The organism is Cupriavidus sp. F041, from assembly GCF_057814235.1.
In genome coordinates this window covers 1,100,806-1,117,239 of the sequence record NZ_JBVASY010000001.1, presented here as the reverse complement: position 1 = coordinate 1,117,239, position 16,434 = coordinate 1,100,806, and the positions used below count along the sequence as shown (strand labels likewise).

Annotated in this window: 16 protein-coding genes and 1 pseudogene; 10 read left to right on the top strand and 7 right to left on the bottom strand. The window is 64.4% G+C overall.

Annotation, left to right across the window (positions count from 1 at the left end):
- Positions 1 to 36 precede the first annotated feature (36 nt).
- Together ACZY0R_RS05110 and ACZY0R_RS05105 are read right to left on the bottom strand one after the other, a co-directional pair.
- Complete coding sequence (locus ACZY0R_RS05110; protein WP_488857418.1) at positions 37 to 576, bottom strand: RrF2 family transcriptional regulator; 540 nt, start codon at positions 574 to 576, stop codon at positions 37 to 39.
- Between the two features lie 109 nt (positions 577 to 685).
- Entirely contained in the window at positions 686 to 1,480 is a 795-nt protein-coding gene (locus ACZY0R_RS05105) for an SDR family NAD(P)-dependent oxidoreductase (RefSeq protein WP_488857417.1), read from the bottom strand.
- Between the two features lie 195 nt (positions 1,481 to 1,675).
- On the opposite strand from ACZY0R_RS05105, the gene ACZY0R_RS05100 reads away from it, so the two are divergent.
- The 6 genes from ACZY0R_RS05100 (at position 1,676) to ACZY0R_RS05075 (ending at position 6,907) form a co-directional block, all read left to right on the top strand.
- On the top strand, positions 1,676 to 2,005 hold the full coding sequence (locus ACZY0R_RS05100) for a hypothetical protein (protein WP_488857416.1): 330 nt from the start codon (positions 1,676 to 1,678) through the stop codon (positions 2,003 to 2,005).
- A gap of 235 nt (positions 2,006 to 2,240) precedes the next feature.
- On the top strand, positions 2,241 to 3,446 hold the full coding sequence (purT, locus tag ACZY0R_RS05095; protein WP_488857414.1) for a formate-dependent phosphoribosylglycinamide formyltransferase: 1,206 nt from the start codon (positions 2,241 to 2,243) through the stop codon (positions 3,444 to 3,446).
- A 200-nt stretch (positions 3,447 to 3,646) separates the two neighbouring features.
- Complete coding sequence (locus tag ACZY0R_RS05090; protein ID WP_488857413.1) at positions 3,647 to 4,600, top strand: homocysteine S-methyltransferase family protein; 954 nt, start codon at positions 3,647 to 3,649, stop codon at positions 4,598 to 4,600.
- Between the two features lie 62 nt (positions 4,601 to 4,662).
- On the top strand, positions 4,663 to 5,361 hold the full coding sequence (locus ACZY0R_RS05085; protein WP_488857412.1) for an aspartate/glutamate racemase family protein: 699 nt from the start codon (positions 4,663 to 4,665) through the stop codon (positions 5,359 to 5,361).
- Between the two features lie 68 nt (positions 5,362 to 5,429).
- Positions 5,430 to 5,810 (top strand): DUF427 domain-containing protein, encoded by a 381-nt coding sequence (locus ACZY0R_RS05080; protein WP_045236987.1) that lies wholly within the window; start codon positions 5,430 to 5,432, stop codon positions 5,808 to 5,810.
- Positions 5,811 to 6,001: 191 nt separating this feature from the next.
- Entirely contained in the window at positions 6,002 to 6,907 is a 906-nt protein-coding gene (locus ACZY0R_RS05075) for an ATP adenylyltransferase family protein (protein ID WP_488857410.1), read from the top strand.
- Positions 6,908 to 6,963: 56 nt separating this feature from the next.
- Here the strand turns inward: ACZY0R_RS05075 and ACZY0R_RS05070 are convergent.
- The 3 genes and pseudogenes from ACZY0R_RS05070 to ACZY0R_RS05060 form a co-directional block, all read right to left on the bottom strand.
- Positions 6,964 to 7,521, bottom strand: a pseudogene (locus ACZY0R_RS05070) (IS630 family transposase); the annotation flags it as partial.
- A 166-nt stretch (positions 7,522 to 7,687) separates the two neighbouring features.
- Complete coding sequence (gene ltrA / locus ACZY0R_RS05065) at positions 7,688 to 9,472, bottom strand: group II intron reverse transcriptase/maturase (RefSeq protein ID WP_488857409.1); 1,785 nt, start codon at positions 9,470 to 9,472, stop codon at positions 7,688 to 7,690.
- Between the two features lie 271 nt (positions 9,473 to 9,743).
- Positions 9,744 to 10,160, bottom strand: a complete 417-nt coding sequence (locus ACZY0R_RS05060) for a helix-turn-helix domain-containing protein (RefSeq protein ID WP_488857408.1) — start codon at positions 10,158 to 10,160, stop codon at positions 9,744 to 9,746.
- A gap of 745 nt (positions 10,161 to 10,905) precedes the next feature.
- On the opposite strand from ACZY0R_RS05060, the gene yfiR reads away from it, so the two are divergent.
- The 3 genes from yfiR (at position 10,906) to yfiB (ending at position 13,319) form a co-directional block, all read left to right on the top strand.
- Positions 10,906 to 11,481, top strand: a complete 576-nt coding sequence (gene yfiR, locus ACZY0R_RS05055; RefSeq protein ID WP_488857407.1) for a regulatory sequestration protein YfiR — start codon at positions 10,906 to 10,908, stop codon at positions 11,479 to 11,481.
- Positions 11,478 to 12,752: a diguanylate cyclase DgcN/YfiN gene (dgcN, locus tag ACZY0R_RS05050; protein ID WP_488857406.1), complete on the top strand. Its 1,275-nt coding sequence runs from the start codon at positions 11,478 to 11,480 to the stop codon at positions 12,750 to 12,752. Before yfiR ends, dgcN begins: the two co-directional genes overlap by 4 nt.
- A gap of 72 nt (positions 12,753 to 12,824) precedes the next feature.
- Positions 12,825 to 13,319 carry an outer membrane lipoprotein YfiB gene (yfiB, locus tag ACZY0R_RS05045; RefSeq protein WP_488859507.1) on the top strand — a complete coding sequence of 165 codons (495 nt, stop codon included), beginning with the start codon at positions 12,825 to 12,827 and terminating at the stop codon, positions 13,317 to 13,319.
- 131 nt (positions 13,320 to 13,450) lie between these two features.
- Here the strand turns inward: yfiB and ACZY0R_RS05040 are convergent, their stop codons facing one another.
- Positions 13,451 to 14,593, bottom strand: coding sequence for a Leu/Phe/Val dehydrogenase (locus ACZY0R_RS05040; RefSeq protein ID WP_488857404.1), 1,143 nt, complete (start codon positions 14,591 to 14,593; stop codon positions 13,451 to 13,453).
- Positions 14,594 to 14,878: 285 nt separating this feature from the next.
- Between ACZY0R_RS05040 and ACZY0R_RS05035 the strand changes: the two genes are divergently transcribed.
- Positions 14,879 to 15,316: a universal stress protein gene (locus ACZY0R_RS05035; RefSeq protein ID WP_045236993.1), complete on the top strand. Its 438-nt coding sequence runs from the start codon at positions 14,879 to 14,881 to the stop codon at positions 15,314 to 15,316.
- A 55-nt stretch (positions 15,317 to 15,371) separates the two neighbouring features.
- On the opposite strand, the gene tdh is transcribed toward ACZY0R_RS05035, so the two are convergent.
- Positions 15,372 to 16,427, bottom strand: a complete 1,056-nt coding sequence (tdh, locus tag ACZY0R_RS05030) for an L-threonine 3-dehydrogenase (RefSeq protein WP_488857403.1) — start codon at positions 16,425 to 16,427, stop codon at positions 15,372 to 15,374.
- Positions 16,428 to 16,434: the final 7 nt, after the last annotated feature.

Below are 16,434 nucleotides of genomic sequence, written 5' to 3'. Positions count from 1 at the left end.
GCCTTTACTTGCTGGCGTCGGCCGAATCGCCTTGGCCTAGTCCCTGGCATCCGTGTCGCGGTCGCCGCGACGATGCGTGGCGCGGTCCGTCAGCCACTGCACCACATGCGGCCCGAAGCTGGCGTTTGCCTTGGCGAGGGTCCGTTCGGCCAGGTCGGCGAGGGTATGTTTTGACAGCTCTTGCCGCATGGCCTTTTCCGCCGCCTGCATCACCGCATGGATGGAGCAGACGCCGCGCGTGGCCCAGGCGGGCGGCGCATCCTCGAACAGCGCGCAGCGCGAGCGGATCTCGCGGCAATCGAACAGCGCCTTGTCTCCGTCGATGGCTTCCACGACATCCTGGACGGTGATTTTCCCTGCCGGCCGCGCCAGCGAAAAGCCGCCGCGGATGCCCTCGGTTGCTACCACCAGGTCGGCCTTGGCAAGCTTGGTGAACAGCTTGGCGAGGTATTCGACAGGCACGCCTTGCAGGTCGGCCAGGTCCCGCACGCTGGCGCCTTTGGTGCCCGGCGGCGGGTCCACGAGGAACAGCAGGCAATGCAGTCCGTATTCGACACCTGTGCTGATGTGGGACATGACTTAACTAAGATAAATGGAATCGTAGTTTTAGCCTATAGGGAATCGATGCAAAGCGCAAGACGGTGCTGTCGCCTGCCATGCCACCGCGCGCCAGTCCGGCTGCGGGTCAGGCGATCGTATCGACCACCCCGCCATCCACGCGCAGCGCGGCGCCAGTGGTAGCCGATGCCTGGGGCGAGCAGGCATACACGATCATGTTGGCGACTTCCTCGACGGTGGCGGCGCGCTGGATGATGGAAGACGAGCGGTGCGTCTTCACAAAATCCGCCGCCACCTCCTCGGCGGATTGCCCCGTGCTTGCGATCGCATCCTTGAGCATATCGGTGACGCCTTCGGACAGCGTGGGGCCGGGCAGCACGGCGTTGACCGTCACGCCGGTGCCGGCGAGCCGTTTGGCCAGCCCGCGCGACACGGCGAGTTGCGCGGCCTTGGAGAAGCCGTAGTGGATCATGTCGGCCGGGATATTCAGCGCCGATTCCGACGAGACGAACACGATCCGCCCCCATTTTCGCTCGGCCATCGACGGCGCATAGGCGCGCGACAGCCGCACGCCGGACATCACGTTGGTTTCGAAGAAGCGGGTCCACTCGCTGTCGGGCGTCTCGAAGAAGTCCTGCGGCTTGAAGATGCCGAGGTTGTTCACCAGGACATCGACCCGCGGGTACTGCGCCACCAGCCGGACGCAGGCCTCGGGGTCGGCAAGGTCGCCGACGAAGCCCGCCACATCGGCGCCGGGCACGGCGCCGCGCAGCGTTTCCAGGGCCTTGCCCACCGTGGCCTCGCTGCGGCCGTTGACGATCACGCGGGCGCCCGCGCCGGCGAGCCCTTTTGCCGCGGCGAAGCCGATGCCGGCGGTGGATCCTGAAACGAGGGCGATCTTGCCCGAGAGGTCGATCTTCATGTTGATTCCAGATTGGTAGGCATCCGGGACGGAGGCCGATTGACCCAGTGTATTGGCTCCGCGCAAATGGGCAAGGAGGTGTGGGGAAAACGACCTTTTGGCGCCATCGGACAATGACCCCGACGCGGGGCCGCCATGCCGGAATGGCAGGGATCGGCGTATCATCCACTTCCATCATGCATTGGAGCCCGGGCGATGAAATCCCGTTGGTCTGTTCCCGCCGTCGCATTATCCGCAGCCGTGGCACTGCTGGCTGGCTGCACCGGCCCGGTCGAGTTCTCGGCAGGCGGCCCCGATACCGTATCCCCGGCGAATCCGGATTCCCTCGACTTCGGTCCGATGGACCGCTCGATCGCGCAATGCAAGGCCGCCTCGCAACAGGCCGGCACGGGGCAGTGCGCCAAGGTGCGGGCCTATGAATCGTGCATGAAGGGCAGGGGCTATTTCACGCTGATGGGTCCCGAGAACCCGTCCGGATGCGGCGAGCCGTCCTGGCAACAGGATGTGCGCAAGTTGATTCGCTGAGGACCTGCCATGTGAGGGCCTTGTGCGCGCGTCCCGCGTGCCGCGGCGATCTGGGTGATGCCACACGATGCATTGCGCTTCCCCTCGCGGATGTAGCGGGAAAGCCGCAACGATGTGGCGCAGGCCTCGCCAGCCTGGCCCGGCCTCCCCGGCCCGCTTGCCGTCCTGCCTGGGCGCGCCCTTTCTCTGCACGTACAATCCCTGTTTTTACTTGATCTTCAGGCCCTGATCTCACATGACCACTATCGGCACCCCTCTCTCGCCTTCCGCGACCAAAGTCATGCTGCTGGGCTCCGGCGAGCTTGGCAAGGAAGTCCTGATCGCGCTGCAGCGGCTCGGCGTTGAAACGATCGCGGTGGACCGCTATGAAAACGCGCCCGGACAGCAGGTCGCCCACCATGTGCGCACCATCGCCATGAGCGACCCGGGGCAGCTCAAGGCGCTGATCGAAGCCGAGAAGCCGGACCTGGTGGTGCCGGAGATCGAGGCCATCGCCACGCAGATGCTGGAGACGCTGGAAGCCAGCGGCGTGGTGCGCGTCATTCCCACGGCGCGCGCGGCGCGCCTGACCATGGACCGCGAAGGCATCCGCCGCCTGGCCGCTGAAACGCTGGGCGTGCCCACGAGCCCGTACAAGTTCTGCGATTCGCTGGAGGAACTGCAGGCCGCCATCGACGGCGGCATCGGCTACCCGTGCGTGGTCAAGCCGGTGATGAGCAGCTCCGGCAAGGGCCAGAGCAAGATCGACGGCCCCGCTGATGTCAAGGCCGCGTGGGACTACGCCATGGCCGGTGGCCGGGTCAGCCACGGCCGCGTGATCGTGGAAGGCTTTATCGATTTCGACTATGAAATCACGCTGCTGACGGTGCGCGCGATCGGCGCCGGCGGCCAGGTCGAGACGCACTTCTGCGAACCGATCGGCCATGTGCAGGTGAGCGGCGACTACGTGGAAAGCTGGCAGCCGCATCCCATGCATCCCGCCGCGCTGCAGAAGTCGCAGCAGATCGCGCAGGCCGTTACCGCCAACCTGGGCGGGCAGGGCCTGTTCGGCGTGGAGCTGTTCGTCAAGGGCGAGCAAGTCTGGTTCAGCGAAGTCAGCCCGCGTCCGCACGACACCGGCATGGTGACCATGATCACCCAGTGGCAGAACGAGTTCGAGCTGCATGCGCGCGCCATTCTCGGCCTGCCGGTCAGCACCGCGCTCAAGAGCCCGGGCGCCAGCGCGGTGATCTATGGCGGCGTGGATGCGCAAGGCGTGGTGTTCGACGGCGTGGACGAGGCGCTGCGCGTGCCGCAGACCGAGCTGCGCCTGTTCGGCAAGCCGGAGAGCTTTGCCAAGCGCCGCATGGGCGTGGCACTGGCGTATGACGCCGATGTGGAAACCGCCCGCGTCCGCGCGAAGGATGCGGCGGGGCGCGTCAAGGCACGCACGGCGGGCTAAGGGCGCCACGGCAGGCTGGCGGCGAATCCAGGCGCTTCTATACTTCGAGGCATCGGCAACACCGGTGGATTGGCCAGCCCTGCTGCCGGGCCGCGGGTGAAGCCGGCGGCATGCGCGCATTGGCGCTCTCCGGCGGTGTGCCGGGGCCAGGACGGTGCGTGCGCGCCGAGTCCTGGTGTCCCACTGCCGGAGGTGCTGTCATGCCACTCGCTCCCCAAAACCTGCCAAGGCCCGGCGGCCCGGTCTTCCTGGCTGATGGCGGGCTCGAGACCACGCTGGTTTTCCTGGAAGGCATCGAATTGCCATGCTTTGCCGCGTTTCCGCTCGTGCTTAGCGACGAGGGGCTGCAGCGGCTGGAGCGCTACTTCGTGCCGTATCTGCGCACCGCCGTGGAGCGCAAGGTCGGATTCGTCCTCGATACGCCGACCTGGCGGGCCAACGCTGACTGGGGCGGGAAGCTTGGTTTTTCGCCACAGGCCGTAGCCGATGCGAATCGCCGGTCGGTCGCCTGGGCGGCGGGCCTCGGCGCGGCCTTTGCCACGCCGGATACAACGATCGTCATCAACGGCGTGGTTGGCCCCCGCGGGGATGGCTACCAGCCCGGCATCCGGATGAGCGGGGACGAGGCCCGCCATTACCATGCCCCGCAGATCGAAGCGCTGCGCGAGGCGGGCGCCGACATGGTCACTGCCGTGACCATGACCTATCCGGACGAGGCAATCGGCATCGTGCGTGCCGCAAGCGCCGCCGGTGCGCCTGTCGCGGTTTCCTTTACCGTCGAAACCGACGGCAAGCTGCCATCGGGCGACACCCTGGGCGCGGCGATCGAACGGGTCGACCGCGAGACGGCGGGCGGTCCCCTCTACTACATGATCAACTGCGCGCACCCGAGCCATTTCGAGGCAGCCGTCGCCACCGGAGAGCCCTGGACCGCGCGTATCGGCGGCGTGCGTGCCAATGCCTCGGCAAAGAGTCACGCGGAACTCGATGAAGCGCAAACGCTGGATGCCGGCGATCCGGTTGACCTTGGGGAGCGATATCTGGGGCTGCGCCGGCATCTGACGAAGATGTCGGTGCTGGGCGGATGTTGCGGGACCGATCACCGGCATATCGTGGCGATCTGCGATGCCGTATTGAGGCACCCGGGGGGATAGCCGCCGGGCAAGGCAGGAAGCGGGCGGGATAAACTCCCCCTTTCTCCTGACGGGATTCCCTAATGCCTGACCACATTGGCATCGTTGCCTGCTCCGCCGAAGGCGCGGCGCTCTGCTATCGCACCATCTGCATGGAAGGCAGCCGCCTGCTGGGGTCGCATGCGCATCCCGAGATATCGATGCACACGCCTTCGCTCGCCGAGTATGTCAGGTGCCTCGATCGCGGCGACTGGGAAGCGGTAGGTGAGTTGATGCTCACCTCCGCCGGAAAGCTTGCCGGCATGGGTGCCGATTTCCTGATTTGCCCCGACAACACCATCCACCAGGCCTTGCCTTACGTGCTGCCGCGTTCGCCGCTGCCGTGGCTGCATATTGCCGAGGCAGTCGCCGACAGCGCGGTGCAGCGCGGCTTCACCCGCCTTGGCGTGACCGGCACGCGCTGGCTTGTCGACAGCGAGGTGTACCCCGAGAAGCTCAGCGCGCGTGGCCTCGGGGTCGTGCGGCCGGACCACGCCGAGCGCGACGAGATCAACCGCATCATCATGGATGAACTGGTTGGCGGCATCGCCACGCCGGAAGCGCTCGCTTACTTCCAGCAAGTCATCGAGCGGATGAAGGGGCAGGGATGCGACGCCGTGGTGCTTGGCTGCACGGAAATCCCGCTGATCGTGAATGACGCCAATTCGCCGCTGCCTACGCTGGATTCAACGCGCTTGCTGGCGCGGGCGGCGCTGCGCCGGGCGGTGCATGGCGCACATTGACGCCCGGCGGCGTTGTTGCTTCGGGCGTAGTATTGGCGGTCTGGCGATTCCCCGGAGGAGGCCTGGCCATGACCAGCAAGCCGATCAAGATCCCTGGACCCGATCATCCGATCACGATCGAGGCCAACCCGTCGCGCGTCGTCGTGTCCATCGGCGGCGTCGTGATCGCCGACACGCGCGAAGCCCTGACGCTGCAAGAGGCATCGTATCCGGCGGTGCAATACATCCCGCGCAAGGACGTCGACATGTCGCGGCTTGCCCGCACCGGCCACGCCACCTACTGCCCGTACAAAGGCGACTGCGCCTACTACAGCATCCCCTCGGGCGGCGAGCGGTCGGTCAATGCGGTGTGGACCTATGAGGCGCCGTATCCCGCCGTTGCGGCGATCAGGGATCACCTGGCTTTCTATCCGGGCCGCGTCGACGCAATCGAGGAGCGGGCGAGCTAGCGCACCGGGCCTGGCGCCTGGCGTCGCGCCATTGTCAGTCATCCCTGATTTTCGCTGAGGCAAGATGCCCGCCGCGCGCCACGGCATTACGGTAAAGGGTGCGTCACTTCCGGCGCATTGCGCGGCTGCGGGATGGGATTGGCCGGCGAGGCCGGCTATGACTATAGTCACTGCATCCTGTCGTCCAGATCATGCCTGATCGATCTTTCCAGCCCGGTACGCTGTGGCCGGCCATCCTGCGCCAGACGGCGCACGCCCTGCGTTGCGGGGCGCTGCGTCCGATCGAGACCATCCAGGCGGTCATCGAGGATGGTGGCGTACGCTTCCTGGTGCGGCAAGTCTCCAGCCTCGCGCGCAAGGATCAGGACAAGGCCCGGCAACGCGACGCCAGCGCGGCGGTCAACCCATTCCTTCCTTACGATCCGGATCTGTTCGTCGCCGATATCTCGGACACCCACGTGGCGCTGCTGAACAAGTTCAACGTCATCGATCATCACCTGCTCATTGTCACCCGCCGCTTCGAATCGCAGGACGCGCTGCTTGATCTGGCGGATTTCGAGGCGCTGCTGGTGTGCATGGCCGAGTTCGATGCGGTGGGTTTCTACAACGGGGGCGCTTCCGCCGGCGCAAGCCAGCGCCACAAGCACTTGCAGATGGTGCCGCTGCCGCTGGGCCCGGATGGCCCGGCGCTGCCCATCGCGCCACTACTGGCGTCGGTGCGTATCAATGACCCGGTCGGTACCGTGCCAGGGCTGGCTTTTGCGCATGCGTTCGCGCCGCTGGTTTTGTCGTCCGCCCGCGTGCCTGGGCTGGCGGGCACCGCGCTAGCGCGTTACCGGGCGCTGCTCGATGCTGTCGGCGTGCGGGCGATTAATGTCGATGGCGAATTGCAGCCGTCGGGGCCGTATAACTTGCTGGTCACGCGGTTGGGGATGCTGCTCGTGCCCAGGTCAGCGGAGTGCGTGGAGGGGATTTCGGTGAATACGCTGGGGTTTGCGGGGTCTTTTTTTGTGCGGGATGGGGCGCAGATGCGAATTGTGGAGCGGGTTGGGCCGATGGGGATGTTGGGGAGGGTTGCGGGTGCGGTTTTGGTTTGAAAGTGGTTTTTGGCAGGCCCAGGCATAAAGGCATAAAGGCATAAAGGCATAAGCTTTCAACAAAAAGTGAATCTGTAGTCTGCCCCGAATCCCTGAAGGATTACATCGACATCAGCTTCAAGGGTTTTGGTGTCGCGGGCCTTGAAGGCCAGCCACTCGTATTTCATCTTGTGCCAGAGCTTCTCGATGCGATTGAGCTCCGGGCTGTACGGTGGCAGGAAATACAACGTCAAGCCTTTCGTTTGTAGCAGCCGGAGATAAGGCCGCAGTGCGCGGGCCGTGTGGACCGAAGCATTGTCGAGAATCACGGTCAGCGGCTTGCCGACGTGTTCGACCAGCAGGCCGAGAAATCCAGCGAACAGCATCGAGGTCATCGTCTCCCACAACTTCGCTGCAAACAGTTCTCCCGAGGACAGCAGTGCTCCGACCACGTTCAGACGCTTACCACGCCGGGCTTCAATCATGTGTTGCTCCCCGACAGGTGTCCACGCACTTCGATTCGGCTGCGCTTGCGCGAAGCCAACTTCGTCTACGTAGGCGAGTTCGATTTCGCCACGCTGGGCTTGCTGGACCAACTCCCCAATTTCGGATTGGGCTTGTCGGAACCGCTGTTCGTCCCGCTTTTTTTTAAGCTATGCCGGGTTCGCTTCCATACCAGCCCCGCCCGTTTGAGAATCCCTGTCAGCGTATTGCGGTCGGGTAGCAGCGACGCATTACTACGTCGCCGCCCCCTAAGAACCGGACGTGCGAGTCGCCCCGCATCCGGCTCAAGCCATTCGTTCAGCACCATTGTGTGGCACCGGGCAGACCAGCGGAACGTTTCGCGGTTCGACGGCGGGCAAAGTAGGCGGCCCATGCCGGGTCAAACGGATTGGCCAGTCCCCGGATTTTGACGTGTCGCTGGATCGCGACGGTCGTTGCGCGGAAGAGTTGCAGGCCGCAGGTGTCACCCTCGGTTGAACCCTCTGTTGCAAAATCCCAGGACCGGTATCCGTCGCGCCGGAAGTACCGTTGCCGGACCCATCGGGCTCCTTTCATGGGGTGACGACGCTTCGCCCATCTCCAGAGCCGTTGCCAGATGTGGGAGTCGATTGAGGAGAAGATCGCTTTCGACACGACGTGACGGTGATACTGGGCCCATCCCCGGATCACAGGGTTGAGCTGTCGTATCAACGCCTCCTGCGTGGCGCTCGCGTTTTCCTTGATGATTCCCCTGACCTTGTCAAGCAGCGACTTGATGCTCTTGTTCGCTGGCTTGATCAGCAACTTGCCGTCGTACTTGCGCACGTTCTGGCCAAGGAAATCGAAACCCGCCGCTATGTTCGTGATCCGGGTTTTCTCTTCCGAGAGCTCCAGACCCCGAGCCGCCATGAACTGCCTGACTGCCGGAAGTACCCGGGATTCCAGCACATCTTTCGATACGCCAGTCACCACAAAGTCATCGGCATAGCGGACGACGTTGAGCTGCGCCTTTCTGCACTCAAGTGTGGATGTGCCCACACTTGCATGAACTGCTGCTTCAAGTCCGTCCAACGCCATATTCGCGATCACAGGCGAGATCACACCCCCTTGGGGTGTGCCCGCTTGTGACTCGAACAAGGTTCCTTCATCGATATATCCGGCTCGAAGCCACTTGCGCAGAACCTCCTTATCCATCGGTACGTTCTCCAGAAACCAGGAATGACTGAAGTTGTCGAAACAGCCCCGAATGTCACCCTCCAGAATCCATTCTGACGAGGCACGCTTGGCCAGAACGTTGAAGCACTGTTCGATGGCATCGGCGGTCGAGCGCTCGGGCCGAAAGCCGTAGGAATTGGCGTCTGCAAGGGTCTCCGCGACGGGTTCCAGAGCGAGCTTCCATAAGGCCTGCATCGCCCTGCACCGCATACACGGGATTCCTAACGGACGCTTCTTCCCATTACTCTTGGGAATGTAGACACGCCGCAACGGCATCGCACGATAGCCGCGATGTCGTAGCGACAGCATTCCGTTCCATCTGGCCGCCGGGGATGACCATATCTTGCCGTCCACCCCCGGCGTTCTCTTACCGCGATTCTCCGTCACACGCTTGACGGCGAGCATCTTGCCGCCATGCGAGCGGGTTAGCAGACGTTGCAATGCTTTCACCTTGCCCCATCGGCCTTCCTGAGCGGCCTTGGCGATACGCATCTGAAGTCGCTTCACCTCTGCTTCGATGTGCGACCAGTTTGCATGGTCCCACATCTGCGCAGCGCTCGAGAGTGCACCAGCGTCAGGAGCTTTCGCGTCCGTTGCCGTCATCTGCTTTCCCCCGTATAACGATTGTTCAAGGTTATCTCGCCATGAATGACCACGCGGAAGTCTGCCCGCTTTCGCGTCGGGCGATGTCTCAGCCCGTATCCCGTCCATTACAGCCGGGCGTTCGCTTTCTCCGCATTCCTTTACCCACCGCGCCAACAGCGTTCCTCGCGGTTCGCCTGCCGTTGCCGGCGCCGCGATGGGCTTACCCTGTTCCGCATGAATTTCCGAGCGGGGCGGACCCTTCCTCTTCGCCGGCGGCTTGTCGTCCATGGTGGCCCAGTTCACGAAGGCCACTCCACACCGCGTACCGTTTTGGTCCAAGCCTGTCAGCACGTTTGGCTTGTTGATTCTGACGACGTTTATCGGAAGTTCACATATGTTGATCGTACCCACTCATCCCTTGCTCCTCTCCGCCTCTGTGCTGGCAGATTCGGCCTTACCTCGCGGCTCGGCGTACCGGTTATCCGGCGGCTACGTTGTCCCCAGAGCTTCACACCGAGCTGTTACCGGCTCCGCATGCCCGGGTAGGGAACGGTTGATGGAACAACCGGTTTCATCAGGTAATACCTGCTCCAGTGAAACAGAAACTCAAGCGACTTTCAGGTCGCACATGAACTCGAATCCCGAACTTCTCTTCGAGTCGTGCCAGCAGTTCCGCGGCCGTCAGCGCCTCCTGCGTCGCCCACATCTTCAACTGCTCAACCTGCGCCGGCGACAGCTTCGACGGCGCACCGCTACGCGGCGCGTCCGACAGCCCTGCCATGCCATTGTCCAACCAACGATAGCGCCTCTCGTACACCGCCTCCAACGTCAACTCCTGCCGCCTGGCTATCTCCTTGGCTGGCACGCCGTTGCTAAACATCAGAATCGTCCGAGACCTGTCTCGTGTTCTCCAATCACGGCGGCTTCTCGCCAGAACCTCAAGCTCGGTACGTTCTTCCTTCGTCAGTTCCAGCGGCTTCAATACGGCCATCGTCTATGTAGCGGTTCTTGTTCGGCCCGACAGTATAGAGATACTTCTTGTGAGGCGCTTAAAGGCATAAGGTCAAAAGCTTAACGTCAAAGGCAGTTTCACCGCCCCTGCGGGGCGGCGACCTACTTTTTTGTCTTGCCAAAAAAGTAGGCAAAAAAGGCGCGCCGGATGGGGCGACCCCCCCTCGTCGGCAGGCAAAAAGAGCGGCCGGGACCCAAACTCGCATCGCTTTAAGGCGATACCCAAACATGGGTTCCCTCTTTTCCGCTCTTTTTGCCTGCCGACGAGGCGCCCCATACGGCCTGGTACACCTTCACGGCTCGCTTCGCATCGCGTGGGGGGCTCGCTTCGCATCGCGTTCTGTGTGGCCCGCTCCGCACGGGTACGCTGAATTGTTGTCTCGGCAGCGCTTTCATTGACAGGCATTCGGATATCGAACGCCGGGGCTTTGGTCCCGGGCCTGCTTCTGCCTGCCAGTTGCTGTCGTGCCGCAAAAAATCTCGCCTCGTTTCCCGTGGCTCCTGGCCAAAGGGAGCGGCATCCGCTCGACAGCCAAAATAAAGGTAAATATCAATCCGGGAACGCCGTTATAGGGTTTGGGCTGGCAAGGTTGTCCCGTGATTGCATCCGCATCGGGCAGGAACCCTGAGTATCGACGCTGGCCAAGTCAGATCGTATCGCCTGCAGTGTGATTCGATGTGCCCAACAAGTACAACCTGGTAGGCCCGAACTCTTGCCTCTTGAAATGGCTACCGCCCCGGCCAGTCCGTGTACCGGCCGGAGGCGCTTCTCTCCCTCTCGTTTCCTGCTGGCCCTGCTTGCCGCCATCCTGTGCGTGCAGTCGCAGGGGACCGCTGCGGACACGGCCCCGCAACGTTCCGAGGCGGTGGCACGGGTGGTATTCAGCCTGCTCGGCTATGCCCGCTGGCCCTCGGAGCGAGACGTCTTGCGCCTTTGCATAGACGGATCCGCCCGCTACGCCGCCAAACTTTCGGAAGGCGGGATCCTGGCGAGCGGGCGCTCCGTGCAAGCCAGGCGCATCGAACTGCTGGAGGCCGGGATGGCCACGGGCTGCGATTCCGTCTATCTGGGCGTCATGACGGATGTCAGGCGCAAGAAGGTGGCAACTGAGCTGAGCGGGCGCCCCGTCCTCGTCATCACGGAGGAAGACTTCGAGTGCGAGGTCGGCAGCATGTTCTGCCTCAACGTCGCCGATGGCCGCGTTACGTTCCGCGTCAACCTGGATTCCGTTGCCCGTAGCGGGATTCACATCCATCCGGGCGTGCTGCAGCTCGGCCGCCGCCGGGGGCCGCCGTCATGAACATGCCATCCCGGCCCGACGCAGCGGTATCGCGCCCGACGCTGTACAACACGCTGCGCCGCATCCACTTCGGCGTGGCGCTGATCGCGGTCTGCACGGCCGGCATCTCGCTGACCGCGCTCGGACTGGCGGCGCTGCGCGTGTATGCCGACCACAACCTGCACCTGGTGGCCCGCTCCGTCGCCTATACGCTGGAGGCGCCGGTGGTGTTCCGCGACCAGGCGGCCGCTAACGAGGCACTGGTGGCGATCGCCGCGGCGGAGGTGGCCGAGGCCAGCGTCTATGACAGGGACAACCGGCTGCTGGCCGAATGGCAGCGCCCGGAAGGTGCGCGGTTCTCCGGCCTGCAGCGCCTGGCGAGCCGCCTGATGGCGCTGGGCCCGGTGGAACAGGTGATCCTGCATGAAACGCAGCCGGTTGGCACCGTTCGGCTGACCGGCGATCCCGCCAACCTGCTGCGCTTCGTGCTGAGCGGCCTGCTCGGCTTGCTGGCTTGCCTGCTGCTCACCGCGGTCAGCGCGCACTATCTGTCGAGCCGCATGCTGGTCCACATCATCGAGCCGGTGCGCAACCTGATGCACGTAGCCCACGCCGTGCGTTCGGAGCGTGCCTTCGGCCAGCGTACGCCCCCGGCCCATATTGCCGAACTCAACGCGCTCGGCGAGGACTTCAACGGCCTGCTCGACGAGCTTGAGACCTGGCAGAACCAGCTCCAGCACGAGAACCGGTCGCTGGCACACCGCGCCAGCCACGATAGCCTGACCGGCCTGCTCAACCGGGCGGCATTCGAGGATGCATTGCAGCGCACCGTGCGCCTTGCCACCGCCACGAAGACGCATGCGGGCGTGCTCTACCTGGATAGCGACGCGTTCAAGGAGATCAATGACAGCTTCGGCCACGCCGCAGGGGACGAAGTGCTGTTCGACATTGCGCAGCGCATCCGCTCCTGCGTGCGCGAGGGCGACGTGGTCGCGCGGCTGGGCGGGGACGAGTTCGCCGTACTGGTGACGGCGCTGCGCAAGCCGGCCGACATCATCCAGGTCGCGGAGCATATCCTGATTCGCATGCGGGATCCGGTTCAACTGTCGAGCGGAACCCGCATCGACGCGTCGCTGAGCATCGGCCTGTCCGTGTTCCCCGTGCATGCGCAAACGGCCGCCGCCTTGCTGCGGACCGCGGACGAGGCCATGTATCAGGCCAAGCGCAGATCGGGGGGGCGCTGGCAAAGCGCGGAACCGCGCCTGGCCACGGTGCAAACCGAACAGGCATAGAAGGAGAAAACCGAAGCGGATGCGGAAACGGAAACGGAAACGGAAACAGGAGTATCCATCGTGTTATCGAACTTGCGAGGCATCGGCGGCCGGGGCCCGGCTGCCGCCCTGATAGCCATGACGCTCACCCTGGGCGCCTGCCAGACCGTGCCCGCCGCCGGACTCACCGGCACGCAAGTCGACGCGCTGCAGCAGCAGGGTTTCAAACTGACCGAAAACGGTTGGGAACTGGGCCTGTCCGAGAAGGTTCTGTTCGGCTTGAACGAGGATGTCATCAGCGGCGACCGGCAAGTGGCCGTGCAACGGATAGGGCTGGCGCTGACTGGCGCGGGCATCGATCAGGTCAGGCTGGATGGCCATACGGATGATTCCGGCTCGGCAGACTATAACCAGCAACTGTCGGTGCGGCGCGCGGAGGCCGTGGCCAAGGTGTTCGCCACGGCGGGATTCCTGCCTGGGCAGATCGAGGTGCGAGGGCTGGGAAAGAGCAAGCCGGTGGCGGACAACCGCACGGCGGCCGGCCGCGCGGAGAATCGGCGGGTGGCTATCGTGGTGACGATTGATTAGCCGATCGATTCGTCGATTGATTTGTAAATAGAGAGAGCTTTCCTCGCGCCTGATCATGCGATCGGCGCGAGCCGGACCTGTGATGCCGCGCCGGCTCCTGCTGCCGGCGCGGACTCTCGCAACGGCGAGGGCTAGCGCACGCCCCGTGCGAGCTTCTCCTGCGCCCAGCTGACCGCCTCGCGCGCGGGGGCCAGGCCGGTCTTCTCCACGCGCTGTGCCAGCTCGAACACGCGCTCGCGGATATGGGCCACCTCGGCCAGCACCGCGGCTTCATCGGCGCCGCCGAGATACTCGCGGGCGCAGCTGATGATGCCGCCGGCATTGATCAGGAAATCGGGCGCATAGAAGATGCCGCGGCGCTGCAGGGTGTCGCCTTCATCCAGCGAGGCCAACTGGTTGTTGGCGCCGCCTGCGATGATCTTGAACTGGCACTGCTCGGCAACCGCCGGGGTGATCACGGCACCGAGCGCGCAGGGCGCGAAAACATCGGCGGCGACGCTGGTGATGGCGGTTGTCGGCACGGCATGCGCGCCAAACTGCTCGCGCGCCTGCTCCGCCCTGGCGCCGTTGATGTCGGCCACGATCAGTCTGGCGCCGGCTTCATGCAGCCGGCGGCACAGGTCCCAGCCGACCGAGCCAAGCCCTTGCACGGCGACGGTCACGCCTTGCAGGGTGTTGCGGTCGAGCACATAGCGCACGGCGGCTTCGATGCCGACGAACACGCCATAGGCGGTCTTGGGCGAGGGGTTGCCGCCGAAAGTGCCTTCGCGCGGCATGCCGCTGATGTAGCGGGTCTGCGTGCGGGCGGCGACCATGTCCTCCACCGTGGTGCCGACGTCTTCGGCAGTGATGTAGCTGCCGTCCAGCGATTCGACCAGCCGGCCGAAGGCGCGGAAGAGCTGGGCGCGGTCATGCTGCGCCGGGGTGCGCAGGATGACGGCCTTGCCGCCGCCGAAGGGCAGGTCGGCGAGCGCGTTCTTGTAGGCCATGCCTTGCGACAGGCGCAGGGCGTCGGTCAGGGCATCGCTCTCGGCGGGATAAGTCCAGTAGCGGCAGCCGCCGAAAGCGGGGCCAAGGCTGGTGCTATAGATGGCGATGATGGCCTGCAGGCCGGATTCGGGGTCGGTGGCGAGCGTGACGCGCTCGTGGGTCGGGCCTTCGCCGGTGCCGAACAGGCGGCCGGCGGCCTCTGGGGTGGTGCGTTCAGTCAAAGCGTCTTCTCCATGAAGATTGGGATTGCAAAGGGGTAGCTTCGCTTTCCTGGTGCGCCGCATTGGGTGGCAAGGCGGTGCAGTGGCGACGGCGGCCGGGCCGGCTGCCGTCTTGATAAGGCCGGGCTGCCATTGTGTGGCTGCCCGGCCTCGGGTAAACGCTTGGTGCCGCGCACTGGCGCGGAACCGGTGCTGGATCTTACCGGCAAATCGCGGCTGGATGAAGAGGGCGGTGTGTGCGCGGCACCGCGACACCTATACTTGGAGTGAGGTAATCCTCAACCCCGAGCGATGGGCGAGGAGGAATCTACCCGGTGGCCTCCGCCCCTCGCGTGCAAGGAGGAAGCCATGTTCCAGCATCTGTTGCTACCCGTCGATGGCTCGCCACTGTCCGAATCCGCTTTCAGGAAGGCGCTGGTGTTTGCCCGCGAGGCGCGAGCCCGGGTCACTCTGATCCGTGTGATCCCGGATTTCCATGTCTATACGTACCAGGTGGAGATGCTGGCCAATACCCGTGCGCAGTTCGAGCGGGAGGCCACCAGCAACGTGGCGGACTATCTGAAGACCCTGGCCGCCGAAGCCGAGGCGGCGGGCGTGTCTTGCGAGACCCTTGGCGTGATGCAGGACCACCCGTATCAGGCGATCATCCAGGCTGCCCAGGACAAGGGCTGCGACCTGATCGTGATGGCCTCGCACGGGCGCCGCGGCGTGCAGGGCGTGCTGATCGGCAGCGAAACCAATAAGGTGCTGACGCACAGCAATATCCCGGTGCTGGTGTATCGCTAGCGGCACTTGAGCGGGGGTGCCGACAGGGCCGGCATGCGCATGCGCTCTCGCTCTTCTAGGCGGGAACGGTGGCCGTCGGACTCGATCCCGTCCAGTCCAGCACCACCTTGCCGCTATTGCCGGACAGCATGGCGGCGAAGCCTGCTTCGAAGTCGCCGACGCTGTATCGATGGGTGATCATGGGCGTCAGGTCGAGGCCGCTTTGCAGCATGGCGACCATCTTGTACCAGGTCTCGAACATCTCGCGGCCGTAGATGCCCTTGATCTCCAGCCCCTTGAAAATCACCTGGTTCCAGTCGATCGCCATCTTCGACGGTGGAATGCCGAGCATGGCGATCTTGCCGCCGTGGTTCATGTGCTCGAGCATGGTGGCGAAGGCGGTCGGCACGCCGGACATCTCCATGCCCACATCGAAGCCTTCCGTCATATGCAACTCCGCGGCCACGTCTTTCAGGTTTTCGTGCAGGACGTTGACGGCGCGGTTGGCGCCCATCCTGCGCGCCAGCGCGAGACGGTAGTCGTTGACGTCGGTGATCACCACATTGCGCGCGCCCACATGGCGCGCGATGGCGGCGGCCATGATGCCGATGGGGCCGGCGCCGGTGATCAGCACGTCCTCGCCCACCAGGTTGAAAGACAGCGCGGTATGGGTGGCGTTGCCGAAAGGATCGAAGATGGCGGCGATCTCGTCCGGGATGTCGTCGGGAATGCGGAAGGCGTTAAAGGCCGGAATCACCAGATACTCGGCGAACGCGCCGGGCCGGTTCACGCCCACGCCCACCGAGTTGCGGCACAGGTGGCGGCGCCCGGCGCGGCAGTTGCGGCAAAAGCCGCAGGTGATGTGCCCTTCGCCGGACACGCGGTCGCCGATTTCCAGCCCGCGTACCTCCTGCCCGATGGCGACGATCTCGCCGACGTACTCGTGCCCCACCTGCATCGGCACGGGGATGGTGTTCTGCGCCCACTCGTCCCATTTCCAGATGTGGATGTCGGTGCCGCAGATGGCGGTCTGGCGGATGCGGATCATCACATCGTTGTGGCCGACATCCGGCTCGGGCACCTCGGTCATGGTCAGGCCGGGCGCGCGTTCAAGTTTGGCGAGGGCTTTCATGGGGAGC

What these genes read in the sequence shown, in the direction of transcription:
- ACZY0R_RS05035 (WP_045236993.1), top strand. Translation starts at nt 14,879, where the DNA reads ATGTTCCAGCATCTGTTGCTACCCGTCGATGGCTCGCCACTGTCCGAA.
- purT (WP_488857414.1), top strand. Translation starts at nt 2,241, where the DNA reads ATGACCACTATCGGCACCCCTCTCTCGCCTTCCGCGACCAAAGTCATG.
- ACZY0R_RS05080 (WP_045236987.1), top strand. Translation starts at nt 5,430, where the DNA reads ATGACCAGCAAGCCGATCAAGATCCCTGGACCCGATCATCCGATCACG.
- yfiR (WP_488857407.1), top strand. Translation starts at nt 10,906, where the DNA reads ATGGCTACCGCCCCGGCCAGTCCGTGTACCGGCCGGAGGCGCTTCTCT.
- ACZY0R_RS05100 (WP_488857416.1), top strand. Translation starts at nt 1,676, where the DNA reads ATGAAATCCCGTTGGTCTGTTCCCGCCGTCGCATTATCCGCAGCCGTG.
- ACZY0R_RS05085 (WP_488857412.1), top strand. Translation starts at nt 4,663, where the DNA reads ATGCCTGACCACATTGGCATCGTTGCCTGCTCCGCCGAAGGCGCGGCG.
- ACZY0R_RS05060 (WP_488857408.1), bottom strand. Translation starts at nt 10,160, where the DNA reads ATGGCCGTATTGAAGCCGCTGGAACTGACGAAGGAAGAACGTACCGAG.
- dgcN (WP_488857406.1), top strand. Translation starts at nt 11,478, where the DNA reads ATGAACATGCCATCCCGGCCCGACGCAGCGGTATCGCGCCCGACGCTG.
- ACZY0R_RS05040 (WP_488857404.1), bottom strand. Translation starts at nt 14,593, where the DNA reads ATGCGGCGCACCAGGAAAGCGAAGCTACCCCTTTGCAATCCCAATCTT.
- tdh (WP_488857403.1), bottom strand. Translation starts at nt 16,427, where the DNA reads ATGAAAGCCCTCGCCAAACTTGAACGCGCGCCCGGCCTGACCATGACC.
- ACZY0R_RS05110 (WP_488857418.1), bottom strand. Translation starts at nt 576, where the DNA reads ATGTCCCACATCAGCACAGGTGTCGAATACGGACTGCATTGCCTGCTG.
- ACZY0R_RS05105 (WP_488857417.1), bottom strand. Translation starts at nt 1,480, where the DNA reads ATGAAGATCGACCTCTCGGGCAAGATCGCCCTCGTTTCAGGATCCACC.
- ACZY0R_RS05075 (WP_488857410.1), top strand. Translation starts at nt 6,002, where the DNA reads ATGCCTGATCGATCTTTCCAGCCCGGTACGCTGTGGCCGGCCATCCTG.
- ACZY0R_RS05090 (WP_488857413.1), top strand. Translation starts at nt 3,647, where the DNA reads ATGCCACTCGCTCCCCAAAACCTGCCAAGGCCCGGCGGCCCGGTCTTC.